At 67.5% G+C, this 13815-nt stretch carries 11 protein-coding genes and 1 tRNA gene; 7 read left to right on the top strand and 5 right to left on the bottom strand.

Going from position 1 to position 13815, the window contains the following annotated elements; genetic code table 11:
* Positions 1 to 5: 5 nt before the first annotated feature.
* Entirely contained in the window at positions 6 to 989 is a 984-nt protein-coding gene (locus TS85_RS10220) for a DUF6607 family protein (RefSeq protein ID WP_044332005.1), read from the top strand.
* 105 nt (positions 990 to 1094) lie between these two features.
* Here TS85_RS10220 and TS85_RS10215 read toward each other — a convergent pair whose 3' ends face one another.
* From TS85_RS10215 to TS85_RS10205, 3 genes are all read right to left on the bottom strand, one after another.
* Positions 1095 to 1964 (bottom strand): alpha/beta hydrolase, encoded by an 870-nt coding sequence (locus TS85_RS10215; protein ID WP_052507834.1) that lies wholly within the window; start codon positions 1962 to 1964, stop codon positions 1095 to 1097.
* A gap of 32 nt (positions 1965 to 1996) precedes the next feature.
* Positions 1997 to 3334 (bottom strand): metal-dependent hydrolase family protein, encoded by a 1338-nt coding sequence (locus TS85_RS10210; protein WP_077228551.1) that lies wholly within the window; start codon positions 3332 to 3334, stop codon positions 1997 to 1999.
* Positions 3335 to 3943: 609 nt separating this feature from the next.
* A complete protein-coding gene (locus TS85_RS10205) occupies positions 3944 to 5140 on the bottom strand; it encodes a CaiB/BaiF CoA transferase family protein (protein ID WP_077228550.1) in 1197 nt (398 codons plus the stop codon).
* A gap of 88 nt (positions 5141 to 5228) precedes the next feature.
* Between TS85_RS10205 and TS85_RS10200 the strand changes: the two genes are divergently transcribed.
* The 4 genes from TS85_RS10200 to TS85_RS10185 all read left to right on the top strand — a co-directional run bounded on the left by TS85_RS10200 (position 5229) and on the right by TS85_RS10185 (position 9655).
* The gene (locus tag TS85_RS10200; protein ID WP_227698749.1) at positions 5229 to 6707 is read left to right on the top strand and encodes an aldehyde dehydrogenase; all 1479 of its coding nucleotides are present in this window, start codon (positions 5229 to 5231) and stop codon (positions 6705 to 6707) included.
* Between the two features lie 10 nt (positions 6708 to 6717).
* Complete coding sequence (locus TS85_RS10195; protein ID WP_044332003.1) at positions 6718 to 7482, top strand: SDR family NAD(P)-dependent oxidoreductase; 765 nt, start codon at positions 6718 to 6720, stop codon at positions 7480 to 7482.
* A gap of 72 nt (positions 7483 to 7554) precedes the next feature.
* Positions 7555 to 8289, top strand: coding sequence for an IclR family transcriptional regulator (locus tag TS85_RS10190; protein ID WP_044332002.1), 735 nt, complete (start codon positions 7555 to 7557; stop codon positions 8287 to 8289).
* Positions 8290 to 8341: 52 nt separating this feature from the next.
* Positions 8342 to 9655 carry an MFS transporter gene (locus TS85_RS10185; RefSeq protein WP_044332001.1) on the top strand — a complete coding sequence of 438 codons (1314 nt, stop codon included), beginning with the start codon at positions 8342 to 8344 and terminating at the stop codon, positions 9653 to 9655.
* Between the two features lie 64 nt (positions 9656 to 9719).
* Here TS85_RS10185 and TS85_RS10180 read toward each other — a convergent pair.
* A tRNA-Trp gene (locus TS85_RS10180) sits at positions 9720 to 9796 on the bottom strand.
* A gap of 278 nt (positions 9797 to 10074) precedes the next feature.
* On the opposite strand from TS85_RS10180, the gene TS85_RS10175 reads away from it, so the two are divergent.
* Both TS85_RS10175 and TS85_RS10170 read left to right on the top strand, forming a co-directional pair.
* A complete protein-coding gene (locus TS85_RS10175) occupies positions 10075 to 11016 on the top strand; it encodes a hypothetical protein (RefSeq protein ID WP_155006362.1) in 942 nt (313 codons plus the stop codon).
* Between the two features lie 57 nt (positions 11017 to 11073).
* Positions 11074 to 11397, top strand: coding sequence for a hypothetical protein (locus TS85_RS10170; RefSeq protein ID WP_044331999.1), 324 nt, complete (start codon positions 11074 to 11076; stop codon positions 11395 to 11397).
* A gap of 18 nt (positions 11398 to 11415) precedes the next feature.
* On the opposite strand, the gene TS85_RS10165 is transcribed toward TS85_RS10170, so the two are convergent.
* On the bottom strand, positions 11416 to 13773 hold the full coding sequence (locus TS85_RS10165; protein ID WP_044331998.1) for a putative bifunctional diguanylate cyclase/phosphodiesterase: 2358 nt from the start codon (positions 13771 to 13773) through the stop codon (positions 11416 to 11418).
* Positions 13774 to 13815: the final 42 nt, after the last annotated feature.

Below are 13815 nucleotides of genomic sequence, written 5' to 3'. Positions count from 1 at the left end.
ACATCATGAAGTTTCGACATTTTGGCCTGCTCGCCCTCAGCCTCGCGGCACTGCTGCCGGCGCCGCCCGCGGCTGCGGACGGCCCGGTAAAGCCCCGCACCGCCGCCGAGGAACAGGCATCGTTCGAAGCCGACCGGCGCGACATCGTCGGCATGGCGGGCGCCTATAAGGTGCGCTTCGACATGCAGGAATCGACCGCCTGGCGTGCCGACTACACCCCGATCGAGGCCAAGATATCCGGCGGCCACGAAGTGGTGCGGGTGATCGAGGACAGCGGGCGCAAGATCGTGCTCCAGCACCTGCTGGTGGTGGAGCACGAGGGCAAGAGCCATGTGATCAAGCACTGGCGGCAGGATTGGGAATATGAACCTGCCCGCGTGCTCGTCTATGCCGGCCCCGACACCTGGAAATGGGAAGCCGTGCCCGAGCCGATGCGGCGCGGCCGCTGGTCGCAGACCGTCTATCAGGTCGATGACAGCCCGCGCTATGGTGGCTGGGGCCAGTGGACCACCGAAGGCGGCGTGCGGCGCTGGCGCTCCAACTGGACCTGGCGCCCGCTCGCCCGGCGCGATGCGGTGCGCGGGCCGGTCTATGACCGCTATCTCGGGATCAACCGCCACCAGCCGACGCCGACCGGCTGGATCCACTGGCAGGACAATACCAAGATGGGCGTGATCGACGGCACGCTGCAGCCGGTCGTCCAGGAATATGTGCTGAACAGCTATACCCGTTTCGACGGCTATGACGTGAAGGCGGCGGACACCTATTGGGCGGCCACCAAGGGCTATTGGGCGGCGATCCGCGCCGAATGGGAGCGGATCGCGAATGCCAAGAACGGCATCCGCATCACCGAGGCGGCCGAGGCAGGGACGGTGATCGCCAGCCGGCTGCTGGAAATCGCCGACGAACTCCAGGCCGGCAAGACCAGCGAGGCCGACGCGATCGCGCTCGCCAAGAAGCTTATGGATCAGGCGACCAGAGCCGCCTGATCCTGCGCGCGGGGAGTGTCAGATTTCCGTGTATGGGCTGGCGATCGACACCTCCGCTATTGCATCGATGCGGTCGCGCCGGGCTCCGAAAGGCGACACATTCGGTCAGGGCACGCCAAGCGCGAAGCGCAGCGTCGGGGTGATCGCGCGATAGGGCACGGTGATGTGCGTCTCGCCTTCGAACTTGGCGAAGCGCGTGCGCAATCCATAGGCGGAAAGCGGCTGGAGGCGTTGGAGCAGTGCCTCGGAATCCCAGGTGATCGTGGCGGCGTCGTCGCGCTCGCCGGTCAGCAGCAAGAGGCGGCTGACGCGGCCGGCGACCTTGCCGCTGGCCAAGCGGACGGCGAATGCGCGCTCCTCTGTCAGCAGCGACTGGTCGCCCCACCATATCGAAGGGCTGGCAGCGATGATCGCCTCGAACGCAGTGGGACGGGTATAGAGCATGTGCAGCGCGAACAGGCCGCCGAACGAATGGCCGAAAAGCGACTTGCGCTCGGGCGCCACCCTGTAGCGGCGGGCGATTTCGGGGATCAATTGATCGAGCAGGAATTTGGCAAAATGCTCGTTTCCGCCGGCCTGGCCGGCGGGCAGCTTTTCGGGCCAGACCGGGGTCAGGTCGTAACGCCGACGCAGCACGTCATAGGCCTGGTCCGTGGGATAGCCGATACCGACTATAAGCATTCCCCCGCCTGCCTGTTTGGCGAATTCCTCGATCCGGCGTTCTCCAGCGAAGCCCGGGAAATAGGCATTGCCGTCGAGCACGTAGAGCGTCGGAAACCCCTCCGCGGGCGGCGCCTGCGTCGGCACCGAGACGAAGATGCGATAGACCTGCCCATCGTCGCGCGCGGCCAGATCGAACACCTGCGTATCGGGCAGGGTATAGGCCTGGGGCGACGCGGCCTGTTGCGCGGTGGCGGGTACCGCAACGCCCAGGGCGACGGCGAGCGCGGCGAGACAGGGCAGGGGGCGGCGCATCGGAGGGCTCCTCTCGGCTCGTTGGTTGGCGCTCAGGCCGGCATCAGGTTCTTGTAGATCTGGCCGTCCTTGACGATCAGCAACAGGTTGCGCTGATAATCTTCGAGCAGATGGAGGTCGGCAAGCGGGTTGCCGCGCACCAGAAGCAGGTCCGCCCAGGCCCCCGGCTTGACGACACCGAGCGGCGCTGCCCGGTAAGGATTGCGCTTGCCGCTATGTGCAAACAGGCTGCAATTGCCGGACGTCGCGATGCGCAGCACCTCGGCATTCGAAAACACCGCGCCGAGCCGCGGCAACATCCTATTCTCGGTGCGCGACGAAGGGGTGCGCGAAAAGAGATCGGTGCCGAAGGCCAGGTTGACGCCGTGCTTCTTTGCCAGCGCGACGCTCGACTGCCAGCCGGCGGTGCCCAGGGACTCGGCGGCCTTTTCCATCTGCGCGGGACTAAGGACATTGTCGCCCATCTCGAACGGCTGGGTCGAAAGCCAGGCGCCCTTCTTGGCCATGCGCTCCGCCGTCGCATCGTCGAGGAGATGGCCGTGCTCGATCGACAAGACCCCGGCATCCAGACAGCGCTGCACGCCGGCCGCGGTGTAGACATGCGCACAGGCATAGGTGCCCCAATCGGTCGCCGCCTGGACGATCGCACGCAACTCTTCCGGCGTGAACTGCAGCGTGTCGATCGGATCGAAATCCGACGTTACACCGCCGCCGGCCATGATCTTGATCTGAGTCGCACCCCGTTTGAATTGCTGGCGCGTCGCGGCAAGCACTTCGGGCACGCCGTTGGCGACCGCGGTCATGCCCGAGCGCCGGTATCGCGAGGCAGCGCCGCCGAGCGTCGGGGGCAACTCGTCCGCCGGATCGAAGTCGCCATGGCCGGAGGTCTGCGTGATCGCGGCGCCGCTGGGATAACAGCGCGGGCCGGGCACTATCCCGCGCTCGATGGCGTCACGGATGCCGAACACCGATCCCGCGGTGTCGCGAACCGTGGTGAACCCACGCATCAACTGGCGCTCGGCATCCTGGAACACCAGCGCGACGGAGCTCGCATCCTCCGGCCCCATCCACGACGCGCCCTTCACGGCGGACATGTGCCAATGCGCGTCGGTAAGGCCGGGCATCAGCGTCTGGCCGGCGCCGTCGATCACGGTCGCGCCGGCGGGCACGGGGATGTCTCCAACCGAGACGGCATCGATGCGATTGCCGACGACCCGCACGTTGCGGGGTTGGCGCGCGCTGCCGGTACCGTCGAACAAATAGGTGTTGCGGATCAGGATCGCGGACGTGGGATCGGGCGCGGCAGCACCGAGAAAGGGTAGCGCCGCGATTCCACCCAAAACGGTGCGGCGGCTCACGGGCAATTTCATTCAGACCTCCCATCGGTCATCCGGATCGGACTATCCACGCGGCGCCGAGGCGCTGGTAAAGCGCTCCTGTCCGCCAGACGCCGCTCGGGCGGAGCATCGATCCCGACCCATTCGAGCGTGGCGGAGTTGAGGAACAGGGAGTGAAGGTCGGTGCGCGGGATCGCGATCGGCGTATCTGCAGATACCGAATCTACCCATTCCTGGCACGGCAAGTTGCCATCCATGCGCTGCTTGTGCGCGGAGGCTCCCTACCGCAGGCGGCACCCATGCCCCCTCACCGAAACAGGCGATTGAAGCGAAATCTGGCCACCAAGATCCTTAAAAATGTCTCTTTCTGTGGATACATTAGTCCTCATATGGAAATATGAGTCAAGGCGCTGAGAGGAGAAATTTATGCTTCGCGCCTGATTGTATCCCAGCGAGCGCAGCCGCGGCCGTCAGCGGCCCGACGAGAGGCGGAGGAATATGCTGGCCCGCGTCCCGAGCGACGGGCCAGTTGGGACGTGGCTCGAACGGCTGCCCGAAACGGTCGAGGCGGGGCGCCGACGCGCTACCACGGCATGCTCGATCAGAGCATTGGCTTTCAACCGCGACGCCCGATGGAGCGTTTCAACCCGGCCCGGTTCGGATCACCCCCGCAGCGACCAGCGCTTCGATCGCCGCTGCGTCATGCCCGCAGTCGCGCAGCACTGCGTAGCTGTCTGCGCCGATCGCAGCCGGCGGCGCATCGGCGACCGGGGCGACCGTATCGAAGCGCACAGGCTGCGGCACCATCCGCGCCATCCCGGCGGGATACCCAACCGGCACGTCGAAGAAGCCGATCTCGCGCAGATGCGGATCGTGCAACAGATCGTCGGGAGTGGCGATGCGCGCGCATGGCACGTCGCGTGCCGACAGCGCCGCGATCCAGGCATCGGTGGTCCGCGCGGGGAGGCTCTCTGCCAGGATCGCGTAGAGTTCGTTGATCCGGGCCTGGCGCATGCGCGCATCGCGGAACCACGTCTCGTCGCAAAGCGCCTCGCGATCGATCTCGGCGAGGAAGCGGCGCCATTGCTCGGCGGTGTAAGGCAGCACCGCGATCCAGCCGTCAGCGGTACGGAACGGTCGGCGATTGGGCGACAGAATGCGCGGATAGCCGGTCGCGCCGTCTTCGGCGAAGCTGGCCTCGGCAAGATGCTCGTTCATCAGGAACGCGACCATCGCCTCGAACATCGGAACTTCGACGCGGAACGGCCCGGGCTGTCCGCGCTCGCGCGCGATCAGCGCTGCGAGGATGCCGTAGACGATGTGCAATGCCGCCACCTTGTCGGCGACGATCGTCGGCACGAATTGCGGCGCGCCGCCATGCTGCATCGCCAGCCCCGCCATGCCGCTTGCGGCCTGGATGATGTCGTCGAACGCCGGGCGATCGCGATATTGTCCCGCCTGCCCGAAGCCGGTCGCGGCGCAATGGACGATGCGCGGGTTGATCGCGGCCACTGCGTCGAACCCCAGCCCGAGCCGCTCTGCCGCCTCGGCGCGCATATTGTGGAGCAGCACGTCCGCCGTGCCGATCAGCCGCACCAGTGCGGCGCGTCCCTCCGGCCGCTTGAGGTCGATCGCGAGCATGCGCTTGTTCCGGTTGTTATTTACGAACAGCGCGCCGCCGCCCGCCCCCTGCGGGTGTGCGTTGCGGGCGATGTCGCCCTCGGGCGGCTCGACCTTGATGACCTCGGCGCCGAGGTCGCCGAGGATCTGCCCGGCATAGGGGCCGAGCACCACCGCCCCGATTTCGATCACGCGGATGCCCTTGAGCAGCGGAATCACTCAATTTTCTCCCTGAGCCTCTTGACTCAAGTTCCCACATGAGGACTATTATGTCCATATATAGAGACTAAAAGTGAGAGAGATGTCGATGGCCGAGTTCCGCTTCGATCGCCTGTTCATCGGAGGCGAGTGGGTCGCGCCGATCGACGGTGGGCTGCGCGACAGCATCGACCCCGCGACGGGCCAGCCTTGGACGCAGGTCGCTTTTGGCGGTGTGCGGGATGTGGATCGCGCGGTGGCCGCGGCGCGCGCTGCATTCGAGGGGCCGTGGCGTAAGATGGCGCCGTGGGAGCGGGCAGGGCTCTTGCGCAAGTTCGCGGAGCTTTACGCCACGCAGGTCGAGGCGCTGGCGCAGGTAGAGTCGCGCGACAATGGCCGCGCGATCCGCGAATCGCGCGGCGATATCGGGCTCCATCCGCAATATTGGCACTGGTTCGCCTCGCTCGCCGACAAGGCGGATGGGCGGACGATCCCGATGGACGACAGCGTCCACGCCTTCACCTCGCGGCTGCCGGTCGGCGTGGTCGGTACGATCACTCCGTGGAACGTGCCGCTGATGGCGGCGACGTGGAAATTGGGGCCGGCGCTCGCGGCGGGGTGTACCGTCGTCCTCAAGCCCGCCGAGCAGACCCCGGCCTCCTCGCTGGCGCTCGCGCATTTGTTCGAGCAGGCCGGATTTCCGCCCGGCGTGGTCAATGTCGTCCCTGGGGATGGTCCTGTCGCCGGCGCGCGTCTCGTCGCCCATCCCGACGTCGACAAGATCGCCTTCACCGGTGAGGGCGCGACCGCCAAGACGATCCTCAAGACCGGCGCCGACACGCTCAAGCGCTTCAGCTTCGAGCTTGGCGGCAAGGCGCCGCATATCATCTTTGCGGACGCCGATATCGAGAATGCAGTCAACGCGGCCACCGGCTCCGCCTGGGCATTGTGCGGCCAGAGCTGCGCGCTCGGCAGCCGCGTGCTCGTCGAGCGCCCGGTCTATGACCGCGTCGTCGAGGCGTTCCGCCGCAACGCAGGCCGCGTCCGCGTCGGCAACCAGATGGACCCGGCCACGCATATGGGCCCGCAGGCGCATGCCGAGCAGCTCGCCAAGACGCTGTCTTATGTCGATATCGGCCGCGACGAGGGAGCTGAATTGGTCGCTGGCGGCGGGCGTATCGACCGCGAGGGTTTTGCCGGCGGCTATTTCGTCGAACCCACGGTGTTCGCCGGCGTGGCACCGCAGATGCGGATCGCGCAGGAGGAGATTTTCGGCCCCGTCGCGGCGATCATCCCGTTCGACGGCGAGGACGAGGCGGTGGCGATCGCCAATGGCACGCCTTACGGCCTCGCTGCGGGGTTGTGGACCGGCGATGTCGGGCGCGCCCACCGCGTCGCCAACCGGATCGAAGCCGGCATGGTCTGGGTCAACACCTATCGCTACATCCGCTGGTCCACGCCCTATGGCGGGGTCAAGACCAGCGGCTGGGGCCGCGAGAACGGCGTCGAGGCGCTCGATTCCTATCTGGAGACGCGCACGACCGTGATCTCCACCACCGGCAAGTTCGCCGATCCCTTTGCGAATTAAGGAGAGTAGAATGCGCCTTCAGGGCAGGCTGGCGATCGTCACCGCGGCGGCTTCGGGCATGGGCCGGGCAGGGGTCGAGCGTTTCGTGCGCGAAGGCGCGCAGGTCGCAGCGATCGACATCGATCCGGCGGCGCTCGACGCGCTCGTCGCCGAATTCGGGGCCGACCGTATCACTCCGATCGCCGCCGACCTCTCGACACCCGAGGGCGCGCGCGGCAGCATCGACCAGGCAGTGGCGGCGCTCGGCGGTGCCGATATCCTCTGGGCGCATGCCGGGATGCCCGGACCGGCTTCGGTCGAGACTCTCGATCTCGTCGCCTATCAAAAGGCGATCGACCTCAATATCACCTCCGCCGTTCTTGGCGCCGGGCAGGTCGCGCCGCACATGCGCGCCCGCGGCGGCGGCGCGATCATCTTCACTTCGTCGATCTCCGGGCTGGTCGGCTCGATGATGAGCCCGATCTACTCGGCGGCGAAATGGGGGGTGGTCGGCCTCGCCAAATCGCTGGCGCTGGCGCTGGCGCCCGACAATATCCGGGTCAACGTGGTGTGCCCGGGGCTCACCGACACGCCGATGAAGCTGGGTTTCACCGGCCGCAGCGGCGATCCTGCCGAGGCCGCCGCCAACGAAGCCAGGATCGTCGCCGCAGTGCCGCTGGGGCGACTGGTCAAGCCGGGCGAGGTGGCCGACGCCGTGCTGTGGCTCGCCTCGGACGAGGCAAGCTTCGTCACCGGCGTGGCATTGCCGGTCGATGGCGGCTTCACGGCGCGCTGACGATGCGCAGGTCCCAGGCAGGTGCGCGCGACGCTGTTGCCGGGGCCGCGCTTAGGCCATACAACTCGAACCATGATCGTTCGCCAGGCGGCCAATGCGCTGCAGATCCTCGAATTCTTCGCCGAACGCCAGCGGCCCGCCAACGCCTCCGAGATCGCCGATGCGCTCGGCTGGCCGCGTTCGAGCACGTTCAAGCTGGTCGGTACGCTGGCGTCGATGGGCTATCTCTACGAGCCGCTGCCGCGCGGCGGCCATTATCCCAGCCCGCGCTGGCTCGAACTGGCGGAGAAGGTGTCGCAGGCCGATCCGCTGCCGGCGGAACTCGGGCCGCTGATCCGCGACGTGATGCAGGAGAGCGGCGAGACAGTGGCGATCTCGGCCCCGGCCGGGACCCATGCGATGTTCGTCGACGTGGCGGAATCGCGCCAGCCGGTCCGCTATTTCGCGCGCGTCGGCGATCGGGTCCCGATCCATGCCAGCTCGGCGGGACGCGCGCTGCTCGCGCAGATGAGCGCGGAGGAACGCCAGACATTGTACCGCCGCATCGACTTCACCGGCTATTCGGCGACCACGCCAATGACCGCGGCACGCGTCGAGGCCGAGCTGGCCGAGGCGGAGGCGCGCGGCTGGCATCAGAGCAATGCCGAATATACCCCCGATCTCGCCGGCGTCGCGCTTCCCATGCCCTATACCGGGCGGCGGCTGTCGATCGTGGTGGTCGGGCCGGTATCGCGCTGCCTCGAGCGGCGGGCCGAGACCGCGGCGCTGCTGCACCGCCGCCTGAAGGCGCTCGCCGCCTCGCGCTGAATGCCTATCGGCCCGGCCCGAAGCGGCGCGGGCCGAACACAAGAGGAGCCCCATGACGCAGGATCCCCGCGCGGCGATCGCCGCCGAACCCATGCGCGCCGCGCAGATTGCGGTGGTCGCCATGTGCATCGCGCTCAACGCTCTCGACGGATTCGATGTGCTGGCGATCAGCTTTGCGGCGCCCGGTATCGCGCTGGAATGGGGGATCGACAAGGCGATGCTTGGCCTGCTGCTGTCGATGGAGCTGTTCGGGATGGCGGTGGGATCGGTGTTGATCGGCAACGTCGCCGATCGCATCGGCCGACGCCCGACGATCCTCGGTTGCCTGGTGGTGATGGCGATCGGCATGATCGCTGCCTGGGGTGCGGGGGATATCCAGCTGCTGTCCGCGGCTCGGCTGTTCACCGGGCTGGGCATTGGCGGGATGCTCTCCTCGACCAGCGCGATGGTCGCTGAATTCTCGAACGACCGTCGTCGCGGGCTGAACGTGTCGCTCAACATCGCGGGATATTCGACCGGCGCGATCCTTGGCGGGCTGGTCGCATCGGCGCTGCTGGCGGGCACCGGCGACTGGCGTTCGGTGTTCCTCTTCGGCGCGATCGCAACCTGCGTGGCGCTGCCGCTGGCCTATTTACTGCTCCCGGAGTCGATCGACTCGCTGATCGCGCGGCGGCGACCGGATGCCGTGACGCGCGTGAACGCGACCCTGGCCCGCCTTGCCCGCCCGGCGATCGAGCATCTGCCTCCGCCGCCCGCGCACATCGAGAAGCCGTCGCTACTGACGTTGTTCTCTCGACGCTACGCCGGCATAACGGCGCTGCTCACCGTCGCCTATTTCGCGCAGATCATGTTTTTCTATTATGTCCAGAAATGGATCCCGAAGATCGTGGTCGACATGGGCTTCGACCAGGCCTCGGCCGGTCGCGTTCTGGTTGCCGCCAATGTCGGCAATCTGGCCGGAGCCGTCGCGATCGGGCTCGCGGCGCAGCGCTACGCACTGCGGCCGCTGGTCATCGCGGCAATGCTGGCCGGAGTAGCGGCCATCTCCCTATTCGGACTCGGCTTCCACGATCTTCTCAAGCTCTCGGTGTCGGCGGCGCTGGCGGCCTTCTTCATCAATGCGGGCGTAGTCGGCATGTATCCGATCCTGGCGCAGGCCTATCCCGCGGCGCTAAGGGCGAGCGGGACCGGCTTCGTCATCGGGATCGGCCGCGGCGGATCGGCGATCGGGCCCGTGGTCGCCGGCGCCCTTTTCGCGAGCGGCAGCACGCTCCTCACGGTGTCCTTGGCGATGAGCATCGGCGGCATGATCGCCGCGACGATGCTGTTCCTGCTTCCCCGTGCGTTACGAGCCGCGCACGCCTGATATGCGGGCCAGGGACGCCGCCGGCGAAGACAGGCGGCGCAGCAAAAACACCATGGGTCCGAAATGGCAGGGGCGCTCGGATTCGAACCGAGGGCCTTCGGTTTTGGAGACCGACGCTCTAACCAACTGAGCTACGCCCCTACGCGGGACAGGCTAGTATGGCCCGCCCGGTCAGAAAGCAAGACCCGCGATGCGGGACATTTACCGGACCCGTTTTGGTACAAGCAGCCGCGCCTCGCCCCTCGGCGCCATGCCGGCCAATGTTGCAGTTGCGCGTCGGCTCCCGCATAATCGCTGCCCGTCGCGAGACTCGCATCTTCCGGGCCCTATGCAAGGAAGACGCGCGATGGCGGCGAGTAGAGGACGATGTGTCGCCCATGACGCTGAAGGGGGAGGCGAAACTGCCTCCGATACGCTTGATGACGCGCCTGCTGGCGCGGATGCAGACCGGAATCGTTGCCCACGGAGTCCGCGCGTTCGACGGGGACCTGGACCGATTCGTGATCTTCACGCTGATCGCGCGCCAGTCGATGGCGGGGACGGTCGGCTATGCGGGCGCGCAAGCCGTGCCGATCTCGATGCACGCGCTGGCCGGTTCGCTCGCGCGGCCGTATGAAACCGTGCGGCGGCACGTCATTGCGCTCACGGAGCGTGGGCTGTGCCTGCGCACTCCGGACGGCTTCATCGTCTCGCCGGACAGCGTGGCGTTGCCGCCGATGCCGGCGCTGACCGCGGCGACGCACGATCATTTCGTTCGGTTCGTCGAGGATCTCGACACGCTCGGCATTCCGCTTCCGCGCCAGCGCCGCGACATCGCCTATCTGCCCCAGCGCGGGGTGCAGGCCGCGATCGACCTGATGCTGGCGGTCACGCACAGCAATCGCGATTTGTATCAGGATTGGAGCGAACTGACGATCTACTCGACGATCGTGTCGGCGAACACGCGCGACTATGCGTGCGACCCGGTGCTCGCGACGCGCTATGCCGACCAGACGAGCCGCGTGCCGGAGACGTACCATTTGCCGGTCCGCGCCAGCGTGCTGGGCCGCGTGCTGGGCATCCCCGAAAGCACCGTGCGCCGCAAGATCGCGGCGCTGATCGCGGCGGGTCGTATCGTGCGTCGCCGCGAAGGCCTGGTGTTTTCGCAGGACTGGCTCAACCTGCCGGACTCGGTCGCGACGAGCACCGAGAGCCACGGCAATATCCGGCGGGTTCTGGACCGAGTCGCCGCTGCCGGATTTCCGTTCGACGACCCGGGCAGCGCCTATCTGAAGGGAAGCCCGGACCCCGTGCGATTCGGGCGGACGCCCCGAACGGCCACAAAATCGCGACAGGTGCCTACCGAGCGTCAAAACGGGTAGCACCGCGGTTGCCAGCGCGCGCGGCGGTGCGAAGACGGGGGCGGATCGCAGCTCCTGGTGGAAAAAGTGCTTCACAACGTTATCGACCCCGGCTCGGCGCGCGCCGCGCCGCCGGAAATCGTCCCGCTCGCACCGGAAAGCCTGGTCGAGTTCGCGATGGCGACGGTCGATCGGCGCGAGTGGCGGGTCCGCATCGCGCTGTCCACGCTTGCGGCGCTATCGGGGCATTCGCTGCGCTCGGGCCAGATCGTGGACAGCATCCTCAACCATCACATGCACCGCATCCAGCTCGCGGCGCTGCGGGTGATTGGTCGGGGAGGCGCCGAGGGCGATATCGTCCGGGTTCGCGCTGCCGACCTGCGGCTGCTGCGCGAGGGTTGAGCCGGCGCGTGCGCTGGGTCAGGCGGCGACGCTGCCGGTTACCGGGCGCATCGTGAGCGCGCGCGCCTCTTGGAGGGGAAGCGGGCGGCTGAAATAATAGCCCTGGATCTTGGTGCAGCCCAGCGTTCGGACCAGCTGATACTCCTCCTCGGTCTCGACGCCCTCGGCAGTGGTGGCCATCTCCAGGCTCTGCGCGAGCGCGACTACCGCGCGGATGATCGCCGTCGCTTCCTTCGCGCCCCGCGACGCGCTCTGGACGAAGCTGCGGTCGATCTTGATCGTGCTGAATCGCGTCCGCGCCAGATAGCCCAGCGACGAATAGCCGGTCCCGAAATCGTCAAGGCTGAGCCGGATGCCGAGGCCGAGGATCTTTTCGAGCACCTGCACCGCCGCGGTGCCTTCGCGCATGAACACGCTTTCGGTCATTTCGAGCTCGAGCCGGTCGGGCGGGAGCCCCGAGTCGGCGAGCGCGCGGGCGACGATGCCAACAAAGGCGGGGTTGTAGAGCTGCTCGGGGCTGACGTTCACGGCAACGCGCATCGGCAGGTCCCAGAGCGCGGCCTCGGCGCAGGCGGTGCGCAGCACCCACTCGCCGATCGGCGCGATCAGCCGGGCATCCTCCGCCAGCGGCACGAACTTGGCCGGGGAAATCGGGCCCATTTCGGGGTGCGTCCATCGCAGCAGCGCCTCGAACCCCGTCAGCGCGCCGTCGCTCGCGCTGACCACCGGCTGATAATGTAGATGGAACTGGCCGATTTCGACGGCATTGCGCAGCGCGATCTCGAGCACGCGGCGTTCTTCGGCCGCCATGTGGAGCTGGGGCTCATAGGTGTGGAATACGCCGCCGCCGGCATCCTTCGAGCGATACAAAGCGAGATCGGCCGAGCGAATCAGCATCTCCGCGGTGCGCCCGTCGCGCGGCCCGATCGCCAGCCCGACCGAGCAGCCGATGTACAACGTATGCTGGTCGACTTCATAGGGCTTGGACAGGGTATCGATGATCGTCTGCGCCAGCCGCTCGGTACGCGCGGTATCGGTGGCGTCGTGAACCACCACTGCGAATTCATCGCCGCCGAGCCGCCCGATCATCTCATTGTCCGACATCAGCGTCTTGAGCCGTTCGGAGACGCGGCCGAGCAACCGGTCGCCGATCGGATGGCCCAGCGTGTCGTTGACCGCCTTGAACCGATCCAGGTCGATCATCATGAAGGCGCAGCGCGCGCTCCATTTCTCGGCATCGGCCATCGCCTGCGCCAGCGTCTCGTTGATCAGCAGCCGGTTGGGGAGCCCGGTGAGGCCGTCGAACCGCGCCATCCGGTGGATCTTGTCGGTGGAACGGCGCGCTTCGGTGATGTCGGAGCCAACGCCGCGAAACCCGATAAAAATTCCCTTTTCGTCGTGGCGCGGCGAGGCCGACATCTCCCACCAGCGCTCCTCGCCCTCGACGATCACCGGGAGCCGCAGGTCGCGAAACGCCTCGCGCTTGCGCAGCGTGTCGGCGAGGTCGCGCAGGCCGGGGGCGAAATCGCCGCCTTCCCAGGTCGGGCCGGCGAGCACCTGGAGGAAGGGCATGCCGTTCATCTGCTTCGGATCGATGCCCAGCGACAGCGCGAAGCGCGGATTGGCGCGGCTGACGCGGCGTTGCGCGTCGATCTCCCACAGCCAGTCGGCGCCGGCGTCTTCGGTCTCGCGCAGCAACAGGCTGACGGTCTCGTCGCGCTCGGCGATCGCGATCTCGCCGGCGCGGATGACGACCAATGCCTTGCCGCGGCCAAAGGTGGCGATCCCGAGCAGCACCGTGAACAGCGCCGCCGCGCCGGCCAGGACGGGCGCGCCGGCAAGCGCGAGCATCGCCGTCACCGAGGTGCCGACGATCCCCACGAACAGGATCGTCGCCAGCGGGAGCGCGGCCATCGCGACGGCAGAGGCCGTCATCAGCAGCGACAGGATCGTCCAAAGCCCCAGCACGATGTCCGTGTTCGCCAGATGGCCGAAGCCGAGCGGCGGGATCGACCACACCGCGCCCAATGCAATGCCGTCCAGAAGTGTGTCGCGAACGTCGCCCAGCGGCGCGCTGATCGCGGTGCGGTGGCGCTTCGACAGCCGGCGAAACGCGACGGCGCACGCGACTGCGGCGGCGACCGCGCCCCAGCTCGCCAGCGCCCAGAGCGGGGCGACGGGGGCGAGGACGAGCGTGATCAGCGACGCGCCGACCAGATTGGCGGCGAGCATGAACAGCGCGAGCTGGCGCCCGGCGTGCAGCTGCGCGGCACGGATCGGGCCCCAATCGGTGGTATCCGCGGGATCGTACAGCCCCAGCAATGCGCGGGCATCGATGCGCGGGCGGGCAAATTGCGAGGACGTCTGCCGTGTCACGGCGCCGACGATAGCCGGGGCAGGTTAGCGAGAGGTTAGGTT

Origin of the sequence: Sphingomonas hengshuiensis (assembly GCF_000935025.1) — a bacterium.
In the GTDB taxonomy this organism is placed as follows: Bacteria; Pseudomonadota; Alphaproteobacteria; order Sphingomonadales; family Sphingomonadaceae; genus Sphingomonas; species Sphingomonas hengshuiensis.
This window is presented reverse-complemented; position numbering and strand designations above follow the sequence as displayed.

Excerpts from the sequence above, each read along its gene's own strand:
- TS85_RS10220 (WP_044332005.1), top strand. The coding sequence starts at position 6 with ATGAAGTTTCGACATTTTGGCCTGCTCGCCCTCAGCCTCGCGGCACTG.
- TS85_RS10215 (WP_052507834.1), bottom strand. The coding sequence starts at position 1,964 with ATGCGCCGCCCCCTGCCCTGTCTCGCCGCGCTCGCCGTCGCCCTGGGC.
- TS85_RS10210 (WP_077228551.1), bottom strand. The coding sequence starts at position 3,334 with ATGAAATTGCCCGTGAGCCGCCGCACCGTTTTGGGTGGAATCGCGGCG.
- TS85_RS10200 (WP_227698749.1), top strand. The coding sequence starts at position 5,229 with ATGGCCGAGTTCCGCTTCGATCGCCTGTTCATCGGAGGCGAGTGGGTC.
- TS85_RS10195 (WP_044332003.1), top strand. The coding sequence starts at position 6,718 with ATGCGCCTTCAGGGCAGGCTGGCGATCGTCACCGCGGCGGCTTCGGGC.
- TS85_RS10190 (WP_044332002.1), top strand. The coding sequence starts at position 7,555 with ATGATCGTTCGCCAGGCGGCCAATGCGCTGCAGATCCTCGAATTCTTC.
- TS85_RS10185 (WP_044332001.1), top strand. The coding sequence starts at position 8,342 with ATGACGCAGGATCCCCGCGCGGCGATCGCCGCCGAACCCATGCGCGCC.
- TS85_RS10175 (WP_155006362.1), top strand. The coding sequence starts at position 10,075 with ATGACGCGCCTGCTGGCGCGGATGCAGACCGGAATCGTTGCCCACGGA.